The sequence below is a fragment of the Streptomyces sp. E-08 genome, assembly GCF_049913095.1.
In the GTDB taxonomy this organism is placed as follows: domain Bacteria; phylum Actinomycetota; class Actinomycetes; order Streptomycetales; family Streptomycetaceae; genus Streptomyces.
In genome coordinates this window covers 1-18014 of record NZ_CP183971.1, presented here as the reverse complement: position 1 = coordinate 18014, position 18014 = coordinate 1, and the positions used below count along the sequence as shown (strand labels likewise).

Annotated in this window: 12 protein-coding genes and 5 pseudogenes; 11 read left to right on the top strand and 6 right to left on the bottom strand. The window is 69.5% G+C overall.

The genetic code is table 11. The features are described from left to right. Positions 1-423: 423 nt before the first annotated feature. Positions 424-1683, bottom strand: a complete 1260-nt coding sequence (locus tag ACN9MM_RS00085) for an MFS transporter (protein ID WP_426361663.1) — start codon at positions 1681-1683, stop codon at positions 424-426. 99 nt (positions 1684-1782) lie between these two features. Here ACN9MM_RS00085 and ACN9MM_RS00080 point away from each other — a divergent pair. The 5 genes and pseudogenes from ACN9MM_RS00080 to ACN9MM_RS00060 all read left to right on the top strand — a co-directional run. Beyond that, positions 1783-2316 (top strand): annotated as a pseudogene (locus ACN9MM_RS00080) (DUF5937 family protein); the annotation flags it as partial. A 70-nt stretch (positions 2317-2386) separates the two neighbouring features. After that, positions 2387-2791: a DUF5937 family protein gene (locus ACN9MM_RS00075; RefSeq protein ID WP_426368952.1), complete on the top strand. Its 405-nt coding sequence runs from the start codon at positions 2387-2389 to the stop codon at positions 2789-2791. Positions 2792-4267: 1476 nt separating this feature from the next. Beyond that, positions 4268-4459 (top strand): annotated as a pseudogene (locus ACN9MM_RS00070) (exonuclease SbcCD subunit D); the annotation flags it as partial. A gap of 248 nt (positions 4460-4707) precedes the next feature. After that, positions 4708-4913: pseudogene (locus ACN9MM_RS00065) on the top strand (AAA family ATPase); the annotation flags it as partial. A 149-nt stretch (positions 4914-5062) separates the two neighbouring features. Next, complete coding sequence (locus ACN9MM_RS00060; RefSeq protein ID WP_426361662.1) at positions 5063-5404, top strand: hypothetical protein; 342 nt, start codon at positions 5063-5065, stop codon at positions 5402-5404. 361 nt (positions 5405-5765) lie between these two features. On the opposite strand, the gene ACN9MM_RS00055 is transcribed toward ACN9MM_RS00060, so the two are convergent. Beyond that, positions 5766-5990, bottom strand: a complete 225-nt coding sequence (locus ACN9MM_RS00055) for an ATP-binding protein (RefSeq protein WP_426361661.1) — start codon at positions 5988-5990, stop codon at positions 5766-5768. 450 nt (positions 5991-6440) lie between these two features. Here ACN9MM_RS00055 and ACN9MM_RS00050 point away from each other — a divergent pair, with 450 nt between their 5' ends. Both ACN9MM_RS00050 and ACN9MM_RS00045 read left to right on the top strand, forming a co-directional pair. Next, entirely contained in the window at positions 6441-8219 is a 1779-nt protein-coding gene (locus ACN9MM_RS00050; RefSeq protein WP_426361660.1) for an acyltransferase, read from the top strand. Next, a complete protein-coding gene (locus tag ACN9MM_RS00045) occupies positions 8219-8818 on the top strand; it encodes a hypothetical protein (RefSeq protein WP_426361659.1) in 600 nt (199 codons plus the stop codon). Before ACN9MM_RS00050 ends, ACN9MM_RS00045 begins: the two co-directional genes overlap by 1 nt. 293 nt (positions 8819-9111) lie before the next feature. Here the strand turns inward: ACN9MM_RS00045 and ACN9MM_RS00040 are convergent. Beyond that, positions 9112-9564: pseudogene (locus tag ACN9MM_RS00040) on the bottom strand (hypothetical protein); the annotation flags it as partial. A gap of 444 nt (positions 9565-10008) precedes the next feature. Between ACN9MM_RS00040 and ACN9MM_RS00035 the strand changes: the two are divergent. The 3 genes and pseudogenes from ACN9MM_RS00035 to ACN9MM_RS00025 all read left to right on the top strand — a co-directional run bounded on the left by ACN9MM_RS00035 (position 10009) and on the right by ACN9MM_RS00025 (position 12340). After that, positions 10009-10137 carry a hypothetical protein gene (locus ACN9MM_RS00035; RefSeq protein ID WP_426361658.1) on the top strand — a complete coding sequence of 43 codons (129 nt, stop codon included), beginning with the start codon at positions 10009-10011 and terminating at the stop codon, positions 10135-10137. A gap of 442 nt (positions 10138-10579) precedes the next feature. Beyond that, a pseudogene (locus ACN9MM_RS00030) lies at positions 10580-10831 on the top strand (hypothetical protein); the annotation flags it as partial. A 99-nt stretch (positions 10832-10930) separates the two neighbouring features. Then, a complete protein-coding gene (locus tag ACN9MM_RS00025; protein WP_426368620.1) occupies positions 10931-12340 on the top strand; it encodes an erythromycin esterase family protein in 1410 nt (469 codons plus the stop codon). 427 nt (positions 12341-12767) lie between these two features. Here ACN9MM_RS00025 and ACN9MM_RS00020 read toward each other — a convergent pair whose 3' ends face one another. Beyond that, positions 12768-12926: a hypothetical protein gene (locus ACN9MM_RS00020; protein WP_426361657.1), complete on the bottom strand. Its 159-nt coding sequence runs from the start codon at positions 12924-12926 to the stop codon at positions 12768-12770. Between the two features lie 173 nt (positions 12927-13099). Here ACN9MM_RS00020 and ACN9MM_RS00015 point away from each other — a divergent pair, with 173 nt between their 5' ends. Further along, positions 13100-14266, top strand: a complete 1167-nt coding sequence (locus tag ACN9MM_RS00015; protein ID WP_426361656.1) for a hypothetical protein — start codon at positions 13100-13102, stop codon at positions 14264-14266. Between the two features lie 71 nt (positions 14267-14337). Here ACN9MM_RS00015 and ACN9MM_RS00010 read toward each other — a convergent pair whose 3' ends face one another. Both ACN9MM_RS00010 and ACN9MM_RS00005 read right to left on the bottom strand, forming a co-directional pair. Further along, a complete protein-coding gene (locus ACN9MM_RS00010) occupies positions 14338-14622 on the bottom strand; it encodes a hypothetical protein (protein ID WP_426361655.1) in 285 nt (94 codons plus the stop codon). 57 nt (positions 14623-14679) lie between these two features. After that, positions 14680-16950: a DUF3560 domain-containing protein gene (locus ACN9MM_RS00005; protein WP_426361654.1), complete on the bottom strand. Its 2271-nt coding sequence runs from the start codon at positions 16948-16950 to the stop codon at positions 14680-14682. Positions 16951-18014: the final 1064 nt, after the last annotated feature.

Sequence of the window (18014 nt, the reverse complement as noted above, 5' to 3'; positions counted from 1 at the left end):
CCGGCGGATCCAGACGACCTCGCAGAAGGGCCCGCAAGATCAACGTGCACAGCGAGTAGGCACACCACAGAAGTTGGACCAGAGCCCGGGAACCGACAGCGTTTGTTCACCAATTTTGGGCAGTGGCCTGGGCCGTCGGAAGAGCCGAACGGTTCATGACTTCGGGCAGCACCCATCGCGAGCCTGAGGGTCGGACCGATGGTGGATGGCTGGCTCCCAACCGGTGACCTGCGCGCCCACGAGGCCCGGCTGCGCGATGCGCCGGCCCTTCAGCGAGTACCTGGCAGAGTCACCCACCACGTCAGCCCTGTCCCTGTCGACGCGGCACTCCGAGACAACGCCGGGGATCTCAGGCTCGACCCCATCCCATGGGGTCCCTCACCCAGAGGGGTCTCTCACCCCCTTGGGGTCCCTCGAAACGAACTACACCGAACCTTGCTTCCTGCCGAATGCGAGGGCGCCGAGCAGGGTGGCGACGGCCAGGGGCAGCCAGAGCGCGGCGGAGCCGAGGGACAGCAGAGCCGTGAGCACGGCTGGTGAGACGGCCTGTCCGATGCCGCTGGAGAGTTGGAACCTGGCCAGCGCCGCGCCCAGACGGTCGGGGGGACTGGTCGCGATGACCAGGGCGGTCGCGCTGCCGGTGTACATGATCTCGCCGAGGGTCAGCACCACGGACATCAGCGCCACGCCCACGGCGGCCCCGGCGCCGCCGACCGATCCCGCAAGCCAGAAGCCGAGGTAGGACGCCGCCAGGACCACCCCTGCCGCGGCCATCGCCGTCCGCCGGCCCAGGCGTGCCAGCCACGCCACCACGGCGACCTGGCACAGGACCACCAGCACGGTGTTGCTCACAAAGATCCCGGCACTCCAGGCGGCGGACGCGTGCAGCGTGGTGACCAGGAAGGCGGGCAGGGCGACCTCCAGCACGTTGAAGTTGAAGGCGTAGGAGAGGTTGGCGACGTCCAGCACGCTCACGCCCCCGCGCCGGTTCGGCCGGCTGTCCGCGGCCGGTGCGGTCCCGGTGAGCGCCACGCCGCGGATCCGGAGCGTGAACACCACTCCCGCCGCGACCAGGTAGCCCAGGGCGTTGACAGCGGCGAGAAAGCGCAGGGCTCCGGGGCCGCCGGTCGTTGCCGCGCCTGCGAGCAGCGCGCCGACGCCGAGACCGGCGTTGCGCACCGCCCGGCCTGCCGCGAGCGCGCCGTCCAGCAGGTGCTCCTCGGCGACCGTCGCCACCAGCGCGGCGTGCGCGGCCGGCCAGCACTGTGTGCCGATGCCCAGGAACACCGCCGCCACCGTGAAGCCCACCAGCGGCGCGGTGCCCAGGGCGCTGCCCGCGAGTAGCACCGCGACGCCCAGCACGCGGATCAGGATCGTTGCCGCGACGGCGGTGGAGCGGGCGCCCTGGTCGATCCAGCGGCCGAGCAGCGGCACGGTGGCGAGCGCCGTCATGAGGCCGATCGTCATCGCGAGCCCGGCCTGGGCCACGGACAGGTGCAGCACCTGGACTGCGTACAGCAGCAGAAACGGTTGCAGCAGTCCGGAGCCGACAGCGTCGGTGACCAGCGCGACGACGTAGCGGGGCCCGCCGCCCGCTCGAAGCAGGGTGGGCCAGCCAGGGCGCCCCTCTGTCACGGTCGAGGAGGTGGAGGGGTCCGGTTCGGTGCAGGCGGTCGAGGTCATAGCGCCACCCTCGCGAGCAGGCCCGGTCCTGGTCACGTTGATTGACGACCCTGGCCAATCGACACCGGGGAAGCGGCTGTGACCTGCGAGGACGGGGTCATGAGTGTCGTCGTCGACATCACCGACCTGCCGCCGGAGCGGCTGTTGTTCGCTGCTTTCCCGTGGGCCGAGGTGTCGGCGATGCTGCACGTGCCGGCCACGCCTGGGCATCATGCGGCCGGCGTCTCCTGGGCGGCGCGCGTGCGCGCCGGGCTGGACGGGGCGCCGGCCGAGCGGCTGGGTGAGGCGGAGTTCTTGTGGAGTTCCTCGCGGCCGACTCTTCCTGCTGCCCGCCCGGCCCGAGGCGACGCTCGCACAGGACCTCGACGCCCTGGACGAGGTCGACGACGGCCGGTTCGTCAGGGCCGTGCTGGTGACCGCCGGCGGATCGGACCGGACCGGACCGGCTACGGTGCCGCGTCCCCACGCACCGACGCCGAGGCGCGCGGGCGGCCGCTGGAGCGGGCGCAGGCGCGCGGACCGCAGCAGGCGGCGTTCGCCGAACAGCTGCCGGCCGACCCGCCGGCGGTCCGGTCCCGGCTGCGGCGCACCCTGGAGCGGTGCGGCCCGGCGTTCTTCGACGAGACCTGGCGCCGAATGGCCGCAGCCAGCAGCAGACCTGCGCCACAAGGCGGACCTGCCGGCCCGCAAGGGCCTGGCCACCATGCTCGCCGCGATCTCCCCGGCCGCCACCCTGGAGGAGGACACGGACGGGCGCGGCCGGCGCCGGATCGTGCTCGACAAGCTCCTGGACATCGGCACCACCGCGGCCGGGACGGGCGTCACCTTCATCCCCTCCGTCTTCGGCGCACCCCACCTGGTCAGCGTCCACGCACCCGGCTGGCAGCCGGTCCTGCAGTATTCGGTCGCCCAGCCCGGCACCGCAGGCCGCGTCCCGATGGACGTGGTGGTACGGCGCCTGCAGGCCCTGGCCCACCCTCTGAGACCACGGCTCGTGCGCACACTGGCCCGAGGCCCCCACACCACCGGCGAACTCGCCGCAGAACGGGAACTGACCGCCCCCAGGTCTCCCGCCACCTCGCCACGCTGCGCCGCGCCGGTCTGCTGACCGCTGTCCGGCGCGGCCGGTACGTGCACGACGTGCTGGGCAGCCGGGCGACCGCCTCCCTGGGCGCGGACCTGCTGGACGCGGTGCTGCGGTAGGCCGCGTCGCAAGGCGCCGCCTCGCGACGGGCGACTTGAGTGCTGTCACATCTCATGAGCATCGAAACATCCAGCCCGGTGGGCGACTCCCGAAGTGCTGAGCAACCGCTGTCCGAAGGCGTGAACAAAACCAGCAGGGCGGAGAAAACGCACGCACCCACGGTGAAGCCCAGCTGTCCAAGGCGTGCGGAGTTGTCGACCAAGCAGGTCCGCGGCAGTCGCTGGCTCAGGATCCCGGGGTCGCAGAGGAAGCAAGGTGCGCGGCTGTCCGGCGCGGTGTGCCGAATCCAAGCCGACGAAGTACCTCTGGAGAGTTGAGCGCGCGTGCGAATTCGGGATGCCGAATGCGCCCGTACCTCTCGCGACAAGGCGGCTGCGACGGCAGTGAGCCGCGAAGCAACTGAGTGGTCGACCGGCCCTGTCGCTCTTGCGCGGTGATGGGGGGGCCGGGCGTCCGGTGCAGCGGTTGATGGCGTGAGGCGGGGGAGCGCCTTGCCTATCTGATGGTGTGAGGCAGGGGAGCGCCTTGCCTAATCGAAGGTGTCCTCGCGCCCCTGCGTCTTCAGAACGAAGACAAAAAAGGAGCTGGGCCAACGGAATCGTACGTTGCCTCTGGCTTTACCGGTGCGGAGGGAGCCGGTGGCGATCCTTTCTGGGAGAGTCTGGGGGTGGGGTCTCCGGTTCCTCGTGGACACCGTCCGGGAGGAGCGTGTCGATGCTGTGGTGGTGGCGGGCGACGTGTTCGACCGGCCTGGCCAGTGCACCGAACCCGGCGGCTGCGCCTACGCTCCCCAGCTGACCGAAGCGGTGCCCCGTCGCTCGACGCGATCGGCCTGTTCGACCAGGTCCTGGAGGAACTCGTCGGCGTGAGTGTGCCGTTGGTGATGTCAGCGGCAACCATGACTCCCCGTGCCGGCTGGGGGCAATGCCCGCCTGATCGAACGCTCCGGGATCTACCTCCGCAGCGCGGTGGGCGACTGTGCCCGCGCGGCCGTCCTGAACGTCGAGCACGGGCCGGTGGCGTTCTACGCCCTGTCCTGCCTCGAACCCGTTCTGGTCCGGGCCCATTTCGACGCGGACAGGCCCAGCCATCAGGCTGTGCTCGAAGCGGCGATGGAACCAGGTAGGTGCCGACCTCGCCACTCGCCCCGTCACACGGTCGGTCGTCCTTGCCCACGCCTTCGTCACCGGAGCCGACTCCAGCGACAGCGAAGGCGACATCACTGCCGGCGGCGTGCCCTCGGTCAGCGCCTCGGTGTTCGGCGCCATCGACTACGTCGCCCTGGGCCACCTGCACCGCTGCCAGAAGATCAGCGACCGCGTCCGCTACAGCGGATCGCCCCTGGCCTGCTCCGTCTCCGCAGCAGACCATCCCAAGGCGATGTGGCTCATCGAGCTGGACGTGCAGGGGCGCCTGGACGATCAGCGGATCGGCTGCCCGGTGCCCCGCACCCTTGCCCGGCTCACCGGAACCCTGGACGCCCTGCTCGCCGACCCTCAGAACACCGGGCTCGGAAGCTCTTGGCTCCATGTCACCCTCACGGACCCCGACCGCCCGCACATGTCCGTGGAACGCCTCAAGGAACGCTTCCCCCACATCCCAAAGCTCAGCTTCACCGCCGGCCACCACACCGGCGACGATTCCTACGGCACCCGTGTCAACGGCCGCAGCGACCACGAATCACCCTCGGCTTCGTCCACCACGTCACCAACGTCCCCGGCACCGGCCAGGAGCAGGACCTGCTGCGCGAAGGACTGGAAAGCATCCGCATCCACGCCGCGGCACGAGAGGCCCGCTGATGCACCTGCACCACCGCAACCGTCCAGGTCTTCGGCCCCTTCGCCCGCACTGAGAGCGTCGACTTCGACACCCTGGCCGGCAACGGCCTGTTCCTCCTGCGCGGCGACACCGCAGCCGGCAGGACCAGCGTCCTGGACGCCGTCTGCTTCGCCCTCTACGGCGCCGTCCCCGGAATCCGCCCCACCACCGCCTGCGCAGCGACCACGCCCCCACCGCCACCCGTACCGCTGATGCCGATCCCGAATTTTCCCTCACAACTACTCTTCGCCCCAGTTGGTTCACGGAGTGAACCAACTGGGGAACGCGGGGAGCGAGAGTGGGCGTGGCGTGGTTGCTCTTCGACCGGGTGTCAGAGCTGTGGGGGACGATCGGGCCATGCTGCAGGCAAGAGACGAGCACAATCGTCGGGTGAGGAATCCGGGGCCCACGGCTTTGAGTCGGATGGTGGCGAACCTCGGCCGGGGCAATGCCTTCGTGATCGTCGAGCGCGTCGATGATGAGGCGGCCGGCGATTGGTATGTGCAGGTGTGGCTGAGGGACGACAACACCTATCAGCTGGAGTTCCGTGACGGGACGGCGGCAGAGCTCTACCAGACCCGGACGATCTCCCAGGAGAAGGTGATCGTCGCACTGAGCGGCTGGGCCAAGGGGCGACCGGATTGGAAGGACGCCTTCATGTGGAACAACATCGGTGCCTCGTTCGAGAACGCCGACTGACCCTGCCGCCGCCTGAGGCCGACAAGGTCAGTGACGTGCGTCCGCTCAGCTGCGACGCATGGGGAAGACATCGGGACTTGCTGCGGGGATGGTGGGCCGCGCAGCCTCGGGGGTGGCGAGAAGCGCCACGATGGTGACGGGTTTGCCGCAGTGCGGGCAGTCGCGGATAGCTGTCGGCGTCAGGGGTGTGGGGGCCGGTGACTGCCGCGTGACCACGTCGGTCTCCGCTGTGGTGATGGCTTCGTCGCGTTCACGGCGTCGCCTGGCTGCTTCAGCTTTGCAGCGAGGGGTGCAGTATGTGTGGCGGGTTGCCTGGGGGTTGACCTGGAACTGAGTCCAGCAGATGGGACAGGCCCGGAGTTCAACCAGCACGTCCGGTCACTCCTTTGCGGAGGTTGTCGGCGTGGGACTGGTGGGAGCGGAGCCGGTAGGACGGTCCGTCGAAGCCGACGACGGCGGCGCGGTGAAGGAGCCGGTCGAACATCGCGGCGGCAACGGTCGCGTCGCCGAAGGCGCCTGCCCAGTCGGCAATACCGACGTGGGTTGTGAGGATCGTGCTCGACTCCAGATACCTCTGGTTGATCACCTGGACATCGTGGTCTTCAAGTACACCGCCCGCGCCACTCATGGCACCGCCGGACGCGGAGACCTCGGTACGGCCATCGCTTCCGCCGTAGGAGTGGCCGGCGTCCTGGGGCTGCTCCTGGCCCCGTCCTTCGGGCAGGCCGTCACCGACGTGCCTGGCGCGCCGCCGGCCAGGAGTGCAGAACAGGTGACCGTCAGGTAGCGGCACAGGGCGTCCGCGCCCGTGGCCGGGGTGGAGACCGCAGACCGGGCCTCCACCCCGCGTCCCTGCGTAACGGATGCAATGCCTGGTTCACCCCGGCCGGCGTGGTCCTGCGCGTCTACAGCGCGCAACCGCGCGAGCCAGCCTCTGACCGCTCGTCACCTCGGCCGGATCAACCCCGATATGACACACCCCCGAAGGGCCTAACTTCCGCATCGGGTATGCCAAAAACGCATCAGGAGTATTAGAATGGCATCCGTGATGGGTACGGAAGAGATCCTCAGGCTCACGGTCGCGGCGCTCATGGCGCGGACCGGAGAGCGGCAGACCGATCTGGCCGCCGGTATCGGGCAGGCGCAGACGCAGGTGTCCCGCAAGCAGTCGGGCCGCGCGCACTGGTCGCTGGAGGACGTCGACCTCCTCGCCGCGCACTACCGGCTGCACCCGCTCGACCTGTTGGCCGGACCCACGCACGCGGCCGGCGTGCTGCACGGCTCGGTCTCCAGCCTCCAGCCGGCCGGCGCCCCGTCGCTTCCCGCCGCCACCGAGCGCCCGGCCCCGGCGGTGACCGTCTTCCTGGACAAGGCGGCCAACACCCTGGCCCCCCTGGAACGCGAGCGCCCCGGACCAGCCGCCGCCCTCATCCGCACCGGCCGCACGCCCTCTGCCCCCGTGCAGTCGGAGCGCCCCGCCGCCGTGCCGCCGGCCGGGCCGTGCGTGCTGTGCGGGCAGCCCGCCGAGCACGAACTGGACGGTTTCCCGCAGCACTTGACGGCGGAGGAGTGCGCAGCGGCCGTCGCCGCCGCGGGCACGCCGCAGGCCTCCGCCCCGGCCGCCGAGGAGGTCCCGGCTCCCGTGGCTCCCGTGGCTCCGGTCGGCCCGCCGGCGCCGGTCGCCGAACCCCCGGTCGCTCCGGCCGTCGACTCGGAGCCGACGCCCGCCGCCGGCCCTGCCCCGCTCGCCGCTCAGACTGCACCCGCGCCCGTCGCGCCCGAGCGCGCAGATAGTCAGCCCGCGGTCTCGACGCCGGTCGTACCGGTGGTGAAGCCCGAACCGCAGCGGACCGCGCCCGGGTACGCCTCCGGCACGCTCGTGGAGCAGATCACCGACCGCGTGCACGACGTCCTGGCCGAGTGCGGCGGCGATGTCGACGCGGCGCAGGCGGCACTGATCAAGACGGCCATTCCCGACGTGATGACGTTCCTGAAAGCGTCTCGGGTGGGCGGCCGGTACGAGCATTCGGAATTCCCGCCGACACAGGAGATTCTGCGGAAGAAGTCCCAGAAGGGTGCGGATGAAATCTGGGAGGGCCGCCCGAAGTGGCGCAACGCCGAGCTTTTCTCGGCGGCCAAGAAGGGCACGCAGATCCAGGTCACCGCGCTCGACATGAACGCCGCCTACCTGTCCGCGATGAAGGCGTGGCTGCCGATCGGCCAGCTCCGGGAGGACACCAGCGGCGTCCACGACCCGAAGAAGGCCGGCGTCCACCTCATCACCCCCGCCGACTGGGACCACCCCGACCTCCCCAACCCGCTGGGCAACCGCGTGGCACCGGGGGAGCTGTGGGTCAGCGAGTCCACGCTGCGCCTGCTGTTCGACTGTGCCCGCCAGGATCTCACGGATGCCCCGGTGATCCACCGCTCCCTCGTCTCCGGCGCTTCCGAGGCACTGCTGGAAAAGCTCCGCCGCGCCCTGGCTGAATCCCGGAAAACCGCCCTGGCCGAAGGCGATGAATTGACCGTGGCGTATGTGAAGGCCATGTATTCTAAATTCGTGTCGACCATTGGTGAGTCCAGCGCGAATCGTGAGATCCGCCGCCCCGACTGGATGCACATCATCCGCGCTAAGGCGTTCGCGAATCTGTGGATGAAGGCCCACAAGGCGCACAAGGCCGGGCTTCAGGTCGTGGAAATCTCCGGCACCGACGAACTTCACGTCGCGGGTGACTGGCGATCTGTATTCCCGGAAGGCCGTGACCTGAACCAGGTGAAGGAAAAGACCACCTATGTTCTGGGAGGTAAGCGCTGATGACGGGATCGCCCGATCTGTGGGCCCGATGGGGAGACTTCGGGAAGTTCAACACCCGGGGCATGAAGGGCGGTGAAGCCCTGATTCTGGAACTCAACCGGATCGTCTATTCCTCCGGCATCTCCTCGCCCGTCACCACCAAGCGAGGCCTTTCTGCCCGCCTGCGCTACCTCGACAGCCCGGCCGGCCGCGCCGCGTTGAAGGAGCAGGGCGTCACCGCTCGCACCATCCGCTCCTGGATGAAGGGCAAGTCCACGCCCACGAAGGCGAACCGCGAGCGCATCGACAGCGCGTACTGGGGCCGGCGGCGGGAGAACCTGATCCGCTCCGGATGGCTCAAGCGCCACCTCGACAACGACGGCCGCGGCCGCCGCATGGAGATCTACCCCGTCGACCAGAGCCAGGTCCCGGCCGAACGGTTCCGCCCCACCCTTCAGCAGAGGTCCATCACGGTCCGCTACATCTGGGGCGACCTCGTCGACGCCTGGGCCGCCCAGGACGCCGGCACCGTCGACGAGATCTGGGACGACGTCATCAGCGACCTCGACTCCGACTACAACGCCTACGCCCACGTCTCCTCCGTCGGCATCGGAGCCTGACCACATTCCCCGGGACCCGGCCATCCCAGCCGCCGGGGCGGCGGGCTTCGTGTCGACGGACTGAAGGCCCTACGTGGTCACACATGTGGTCACACGAGAAGTCACACAAGACGGCGTCACACGCCTGACCTTGGGAAACGCCCTCCACCCCCAGTTCGTCTCGCGAGTGTGACCACGGGAGACAGACACGGCCCCTGAACGATCAGTACGACGGCTCATCAACTTTGATAGCTGTCCTCGCTGCCCGGCTTCTGGTACACCGCAGACCGCAACCTGATGTCGTCGACCGGTGCTGCCACAGGCGACCGGGGCGTCCTGACGACCAGCGTCCCGCTGGCGGCCGTTCGCTCCCCGATCACCTCGTCGCCGACGACCTTAAGGACGAACAGCTCGTCGTCGTCGACCCGATGCGTGTCGTGCTCGAGGAAGCCCTTGCGTTCCAGCGCCATGAGCTGGTGCGTCACCGAGGAGGTGCTGGAGAGGCCGACCGCCTGCCCGATCTCCCGCATCGATGGCGGGTAGCCGCGGCGCTGGACCGAGTCGCGGATGACTTCGATGACCCTGCGCTGCCGGTCGGTGAGTCCGGAGCTGTCGGCGCGGATGCCTGGAGGTCGTCCGGGGAGGGCGCGGGCGGGTCGCCCGGGCTCCTCGCCGTTCATGCTCACGTCATTCATGGCGTGTACCGGCTCGAGTCGGCCCTGGGAGCGGTCCTGGGCGGTGATGGTGGCACTGTCCGCGGTGGTCACGCCGTCGGCCTCTAATGAACGGTCTTCCGGGCCGGCGCAACGGTAGTGGCTTTCGAAAGGTTGCACCGAACACAGGAGCGAGTGAAAAATCGCAGATTGCCTTACAGGTGCATTCGCTCCGGCGTCCCGAATCGGTCGTTACGGTGGCCTTCGCCGCTGGGCCGCCCGTGGTCGACGCACCGTCCCGTGTCGCCCCCTCAGGCGCAGATCCGCCTGAGTGCGGAGGCCGCGACACGTGAAGGGCTTTGCGTAGCCAGCAACCCAAGATCTAGTGGTTGGATGGCACCGTCCGCCCAAAGGTAGTGGTCCCTTTTCTGACGAGGCCTCATAGGGGCTCTATGCTTGTGTCGTTCCTCCTGAGGCCGGTCCTCAAGTCTCCGTCCCGACAAGGGGACGGTGCCCTGGGGCTCAGGGATCCGCGGGCCGGGTTGGGAGGGGCAGATGATGCCCGAGAACGAGCAGCCACCGGCTGGTCAGAAGAAGCGCCGCGCTTGGCAGGCGGTGATCGACTGGCTGGCGGTGCCGCTGGTCGGGGTGCTCATCGACAGGATCGTGACTCTCTGGCTGGGCTAGAGGTGGCAGGGACCGGACGAATTGGTCGGCTCATGACTGAGCCCGGCCGGGATGAAGTCGGCCGGGCTCGGTAGTCACACCCTGAGGCGAGGGCCTGGGACTGGTTGCAGCCGGTTCCGGGCCTTCGTCGTTTCCACCCCGCCGAAGCGGTTGTAGACAGAGCGTCTACGCCAGGTTAGCCGAGCCAGGCACCGATAGGCACCAGCGGACCTCGGCCAGGACTGGTGAGCCTCAGTAAGGGCACGGGAGCGGCCCCACCCCGTAGCAGGCTTCCCGCCAGGCCGCTTTCCCTGGCCATGGCACTTCTGGTGGAGGGCTGGGCCGCTCGCGCGCGGTCGTCATTGCCAGCCACCTCACCGCCGGGGCCCTTCGCCGGGGGCCGCTAATCGACTAGCGGACCTCTTCTCCAGCCGTCCGGCATGGCCACCCCTCAGCTCAGCCGAAGCAGCTCATCGACCGGATCGTGAAGACGTACACGAAGGCCGGCGAGGACTACGGCTACTTCGCCTCGCCCGCCGACGCCGAGATCTTCGAGCACGAGCTGGCCTACGCCCTCCTGCACCAGATCTTCAGCTTCAACTCCCCGGTCTGGTTCAACGTCGGCACGCCCCAGCCCCAGCAGGTCTCCGCCTGCTTCATCCTGTCCATCGACGACTCCATGAAGCCCATCCTCGACCGGAACCGGCACCGGGGTCCTAGCCTCCCGCTCCTTGATGGGTGTAGCAGACTCCCCGGCCGGTCGGGGGGTGCACGGGATGGTCCAGGGTGCCCCCGCGTGGCGAGAGTGGGGTCCATGAACACGCACAAGATCCTGCTCGCCGCCCTGCTCGTCCCGCTCGGTGCCACCCTGGCCGTCGTCCCGGCCGCCTCCGCCGCCACCCCACCTGCCCCGGCCGCCATATCGGCCTTTGCCTCCTCCACACCTGCCGTCCCGCAGGGGGCCGTGGCCGCCGCGTTCCGTTCCCCCGAGGCGGCCCTGGGCCGGGTGGCCCACCCGCTGCGCACCACCGAGCCCCGCGGCGGTCTGGCCGACCTGCGCCCGTTCGGCCGGATGGTCGGCGACGCCCGGGTGGTGGGCCTGGGCGAGGCCACCCACAGCTCGCACGAGTTCCTCACCGTCAAGCACCGCATCCTGCGGTACCTGGTCGAGGAGAAGGGCTTCCGGGCCTTCGCCCTCGAAACCCCGTGGAGCACCGGACTGCGACTGGACGCCTACCTCCTGCGCGGCGAGGGCGACTTGAAGCAGATCATGGACGAGGAGTTCCAGGGCACCTACCGGTGGTGGAACAACGCCGAGTACCGCGATCTGTTCCAGTGGATCCGCGCGTACAACGTCAAGCACCCCAACGACCCGGTCCGCTTCGTCGGCGACGACAGCGGCTTCGCCGGCGCGGAGCTGTACGACAAGGTGAACGCCTACGCGGCCGCGGCTCGCCCCGACCTCGCCCCGCAGCTCACTGAGTTGTACCGGGGCCTGCGGCCCGCCACCGACGCCGAGACGTACGTCAACGACTACCTGTCGAAGCCGATGGCCGAACGCAAGGAGTTCGCCGAGCGGACCGGCCGGGCGGTGGACCTGCTCAAGCAGCGGCCCGCCACGGGTGCCGACGCCGACGCGCACGCCTGGGCCGTCCAGCACGCCACCGCGATCCACCAGATGACCACGCTGTTCGCCTTCGACTGGAACGACCCGCGGAGCGTTCCCGACCTCATGCTCTACCGCGACCGGATCATGGCGGAGAACATCACCTGGTGGCAGCAGCAAACCGGCGACAAGATCATGCTCGCCGCCCACAACGGTCACATCGCCCTCAAGACCTACATCCCCGACGCCTACCCGAAGGTCCAGGGCGACTTCCTGCGCGAGCGGCTGGGCGGCGGCTACCTCAGCGTGGGGCTCACCTTCGACCACGGCTCGTTCAACGCCTTCGGCACAGACGGCGCCGTCCACCGCTTCACCGTCGGCTCGGCCGTGCCCGGCACCGCCGAGCACACCCTGGACCGGGTCCGGTACCGCGACTTCGTAGTGGACCTGCGCAACGCCCCGACGGCGGCCCGCGCCTGGCTCGCCGCACCGCACACCGTCAAGAACATCGGCGCCACCTACCCCGGGATCGCCGACGCCCCGCAGATCCGGCTCTCGGAGTCGTACGACGTCGTGATGCACCTCCAGCGGGTGGAAGCCGCCCACATGCTCAAGTAGCACCGGGCTCGCACGGTGCAGCGGCGGCGCGGTAGACCGGCCCGGCCGGTCCGACGTCCCGCGCCGCCGGCGGTGGGCGTACTCCTTGCCGGATCGGGCGGTCTGCGTGTGACGCTCGCCTGGCCCGGCTGCCTGCGCGGCACCGCCTCTCCGCGGCCGAACGGCGGGCTGGTCCGTCACGGTGTGCCCTACACCGCCCCCAGCCCCGAATGCGTCTGCGCACGCGAGGCCTGCGGCGGCCTCATTCCCACTCCGTACTGCCCGGACCACGGCACCACTGTTGAGCCAGTGTTGGAGTGGCACCCCGCCGGCGGCATCCGCTGCGCCCACCTCGCCCTTCCCGCCAGCACTCCCGTATGACCAAGAGCGGCCAGCTCCCATACAGAAGGGGCCCCGGAGCATCAGCTCCGGGGCCCCTTCTGCGGGTTCAGACCCGGTCCGCGTCACCCCCGCCGCTGCCGCGCCTGCGGTAGCGGCGGAAGGCCCAGACCGCCAGGGCGGTGACCGCAGCCGTGATCAGGCTGGCGGGAAGCTGCGTCAGCAGCCCCTGTGCGAGAAGGCCGAGCGCCGTTTCCTCGTTGAACATGTCGTTCTCCTGGGTTGAGTTCCATTCGGACTCCACCAGGCTCCAGCCCCCGAAAGTCCCCAAGACGATCTCCGACAGCGGGCCACAACTCGGTACGCAGACCTACGTGTTAGGACGCGGTACCGTGTCCGTCGGACAGATCTGGACACCATCGGACAGCCCTCGGAGCGCGCGTGCCCAAGCTGACAGCACCGTCCCTGCCGCCCGGCCCCCGGCAGGCCCTCAGCCTGGAGTTGCACGCCCTCCACCGACGCGCCGGATGGCCCTCCGTCCGCGACCTGTCCAGCGCCCTCGGCGACGGTGTCGCGAGCCCGAGCCGAATCCATGACGCGTTCACGAAGCCGCGCCTGCCCGCCTGGGGACTCATCGACGTCCTCGTGGTGGCGCTCGCCAGGAAGATCCCCCGGGCTGACCCCACGGCAGAAGTCGAGCGGTTCCACGCCCTGTGGGACGCAGCCTCTGACGTCCCGACAGCTCCCGTCGGTAGCCCTCCGGCAGGGGCCGAACGCGACATCCCGCCTCCGCCGCCGCTCACGGTCGCGCCACCTTCCATTCCTCCCTCTTTGGAGAACGACCGAGAGGACAGAGGTCCGGCCGGTCTCGCGGATGCGGTGGAGGTCGGCATCCTTACGGCGCAGGATGCGGAGACCGTGCTGCGCAGGATGATTGCGTCGTACGACACGATCGCTCAGGACAGAGACAGGGCATCTGCCGCTGAGCTTGAGGCCCTCGATTTCCGGGACCTCCTGCCGTTGCTCCGAACCAAGTTCAGCCAAGACGTGGACACCACTGAGCTGGCCCGCCGCGTGGCTGAACTCACGGAGCAACGAGACCGCGCCGTAGAGCAAGCGCTGCGAGACAGGGAAGCCGGCTGGCGATCTACCGATCCAGGCGCCGGGGAGGACCTCCTGGAGCGCATGCCTATGCCTCTCGATCACCCGCATCCCTACGCACCCGAACCGGAAGGAAAGGGGCCGGTCAGTGGCCTCTTTGATTTCGTCCGGAGGGGCAGTCGGGACAGCGAAGACGACATGCTCAGGCAGCCGCAGTTTTCCCCGAGGGTGATCCTGGAGTTCCAGGACCGCCTCGACGCCGTTGGAGCTTCGCTCGGTGGGACCTGGGCGACTCTGGAGGCCAAGCAGGCCCATGCGGACAGCTACCAGGAAGAGAGCGCGCTGTTCGACAAGTTTGAAGATTGCAAGGATCTGAATGGACGGTTGCACAAGCTGTCCGAGGGGCTCGACAGGATCATGCAGGACGGTGACCGCGAAGCTCTGGACGACTGGGAACGGCAACTACGGCGGATCGAGTTCTTCGCCGATGAGCTGCGGCGGGGGTGATCCTCCGCCGATCCGCGCCCATGCACAGAGGCCCTGCCGGATCCGGCAGGGCCTCTGTGCATGGCGTGCTTCTACCTTTCGACGGCCTCCCCCTCGTCGTGCAGCGCATCGAGCTGTGCGGTGATCGCGTCGAGACTCACCAGGTCGTTGGTATAGGCCTCGATCAGCAGGCCGATCGCGTGTGACAGCGATACCTGGTCCTGGGCGGCACGCTTCTTCCCGGCATCCCATACGGAGCCGGTGACGTTGACGGTGCGCACCACCTTCGCCTGATCGAGCGTCCGCGCGGAGGGGCGGCCAGTGCCGTCGGTGTAGGTCTTGGGGGAGCGGTCGTGGTGGCGCGGGGCGGTGGTCACGGGCGATCGCCTCTCGGGTCGGGGCTTGCCCCGGGCGGGGCCGCGCACCACCCTACCCTAACTTATATAACTTCTTTGTCTTTTCGGGACTCGATCACCCGCGCCCGCCACCCCCCGAGCCGGCCGCCACCTGCCCAGACGGCCCGCCACCGTCACACAACCAGTCACATGACCAGTCACCTGAAGCCCAGTAACACGACCTGACCTGCGAAAAACCCCACAACCCCCCGCCCCAGCCCGCATGTGACCGAGGCCGGTCCGGCCCCCGGCCGGGAGCCGTACGAGCCCGCCCGACCCGGCCCCGGGCAGGGGCTCGCGCCCGCGGCCGCCACGCGCCGCGCCAGGACCCGCCCCCGCGGCCACGGCCACCACCGGCCCCGCCCCCGCAGGCTCGGCGTGGAGCTGCTCGCGCGTCTCGGCCGCACGGACGTCCGCGGCCGCCACCGGGATCGGAGCTTCCTGCCGTTCCTCGGCGTCCGGGGCGGTCAACGACACGGCGGTCTCGGCGGGGACCGCCGGCGCTTTTGCGGCGGGGGCGCCGCACTGCCCGGGATCGGTCTCCGTCCGGCCGTCCCGCGTCCGGCTCAAGATCTGGTCATACCGGCACTTCGGGTCATCGATGGTGTGCCGGTTCCGCAGTGTGAGGCTCTTACCGTTCACCCGCACCACGACATACGAAGCGGTGTACCGCTTGCGTACCTCAACCACGTCCCCGACCCGGAAGTCTCCCGGCTCCCATCCACGCGACCACCCGTGGACCACCGCCGCCAACTCGGCGGCCGCGCGCGCTCCACGCGCCCTGACCTCCGCTTGCCGCGCATCCTCGGCCGCCGCCATGGCCCGACGCGTTGCCACATCCCCCCGCGCCCGGTCCCGCAGCGCTCCCTTGGCCGAGTGGTGGCCCATGAGTACCGGCTGACCTCCGGCAAACCGCCCGTAGTGCTCGCTCGCCGCGCCCTGGAGCCGCTCGGCATGCTCGCGCAGCTTGGCCGCGCGTTCCTCGGCCGCCTCCGCGTCCCGCTGCGCCGTCACCACGGGAGCCGGCACCTCAGGCACCATTTCCCGTGCAGCGCGGTCCGCACGCCCCCGGCACACAGCAGCCAACTTCGCTGACTGCTGTGCGTACTTAGCCGCCTCCCGCGCATCGCCCGCGCACGCACCCGCAACCGTGAACCACTCGACGACGCCCCACGGGTGCCGCTCCGCCGCTCGGGAGGTCACGGCGGACTGCGCACGCTCCGCCACCTGCGTCGCTTCCGCCGCCGCCGCGCGCGCATCCTGCACCCAACCCGCCAACATGGCGGGGAAGTCACCGATACGGGGGCACCCCGCCGCCCACCGGTCCGCCTCCGCGGCCGCATCACGTGCAGCCGCGGCCGCCGCCTCCGCCTCGTCCGCCGCCGCCATGCCGCACCGCTCATCGTCCGCCGCCGACTGCCGATCCTCCGCCGCATGCCGCGCACGCTGCGCGGCCGCGCGCGCCCGGTCGACCGCGCTCCGCGCCCGCTCAGCGTGCGCCTCACGCTCGGCAGGGATCTGCCCCGCGCAGGTCACTGTGTCCCGCGCGGCGCCCTCAGCCGCCTCCGCGTCCGCCCATGCACCCTCGGCGTCCATCGGCCCCCTGGACTCCGCCGCCTCCGCCGCACGCTCCGCGCGGACCGCCGCACCCTCGGCCGCCGTCGCGCACGTCTCGGCCGATGCCTCCTCGCGCGCCTCCGTCGCATCCGCCTCCGCATCGACCTCTCCCGTGATCAAAGCGACCATGGCCCGCGCGGCAAGACTGTTCCGCATCCCCATGACCCGCTGCGCGTCGCCGATCGACTCCACCGCACCGGTGGTCACCTCATGGAACCGGCCGTCAACCGTGCGGTACGACAAGGCGCGAGCAAGGTGCGTCGCGCACATCGTGCGCTCCGTGCCCTTCTCGTACGTGAACAACCGCCGGTTCCCGGTGAACTGCTCGCGCGGCTCCTGGCACGTGTGGCACTCCCGCGCGAACGACTCCACCTCACGAATCACGTACTTACGGCTGTACGCCACCCCGAAACCGACATGCCGAGTAGCGTCCGCACACTTGCGCAGCTCACGCAGCATCGTCACGGCACGCATGACCACCATGCCCTTTGCGACCGGCGCGGAAGAGGCGAGCGTGTGGGCACCCTGCACGGACACGATCCACTCACCCTTGTCCGTGGCCTCCGCGTCCATGAGCACCCCATCCACCACCAACGGGAACCACATGCGCTCCCCACGCGCCGCCACCTTGCCCACGTAGGCAGACACCGGGGCGAACGGCTGATAGCCCTTCCGCGGGACATAGTTCGGCATAGGACGCGGGCGCCTCCGGCAGAACACCCAGCGAGTCAGACAACTGCGACATGTCGACGTCCGCACCCGCGGCACCCATGCTGCGCACGGACGCCGCGCCTACGCGGTACGTGTAGAGCGCTGCCTTGCCCGTACCGCTCCCCGCAACCTTGCTGCGCTCCATACGGAAGACGCGACCGGTCACACCCGAACGGTCCGTCGTGACCCAGTAGGAACCGGCGCCCGGGGCCTGGGACCAGATCTGACCAACGATGCGGGTGTCCCCGTCGAACCATTCGACCCAGTCCCCCACGGCGTACGGGTCGGCGACGAATCCGGGGGCGTCCGCCGACTCGGGAAGACGCACCTTCGGGGCGGACGCCTTGGAAGGGCGCCACTTGGGGGCCCGCGCGTCCCGCGCTTCTCAATGGCCGTGACGAGCTCCGCCCTGCGGCGCGCGTGGCCGGCCGCAATGTGCGGGGCGACGTCCTCGGCCGGAATCGTGAACAGGCGGAACCGGGCCTTACCGTCCGCGGATTCGATGACCTCGAAACTGTCCTGCATGTACGTCCGCATGTGGACCCCCTTCGATAGTTCCCGCCGGTTCTTTCCGCCCCGACGAGAGAAACACTAGCAGAGTTATATAACTCCAGTCACGGATCTGAGGGCCTTTCTTATGCGGTTTGCGTATGGAGTTTTGGCGGTCTGTCAGTGTGGGTTTCTGGGGGTGGTATGAGATTCCGTCATGCGGGTTCCCTGTTTGGTATTTCACCAGTGACCCGCACCTGTTTTCTGGCCCCGGAAACCTGATCCTTCCCTTTTGCTGCGTCTTTTTGGTGTAGACCACCTGTCACGGCTGATGATGAGTCATGTGTACGTTGTGTGACTGGGCGCGGGGTGGTGCGATGGGGTGGACGTGGTGGGGGTGTGGGGTACATACTGTTACTTGTAGGGGAGCGCGGGAACGCGCCATGTGGCTCCGGCCCCGCAGGGGGCGGAGCGGCTCGCACCGGGATTCAGCGGCCGATCAGCTGTCTGACCAGCGGAAACGCCCCCGCAGGGGGCGTGAGAGAACCGCAGACAGC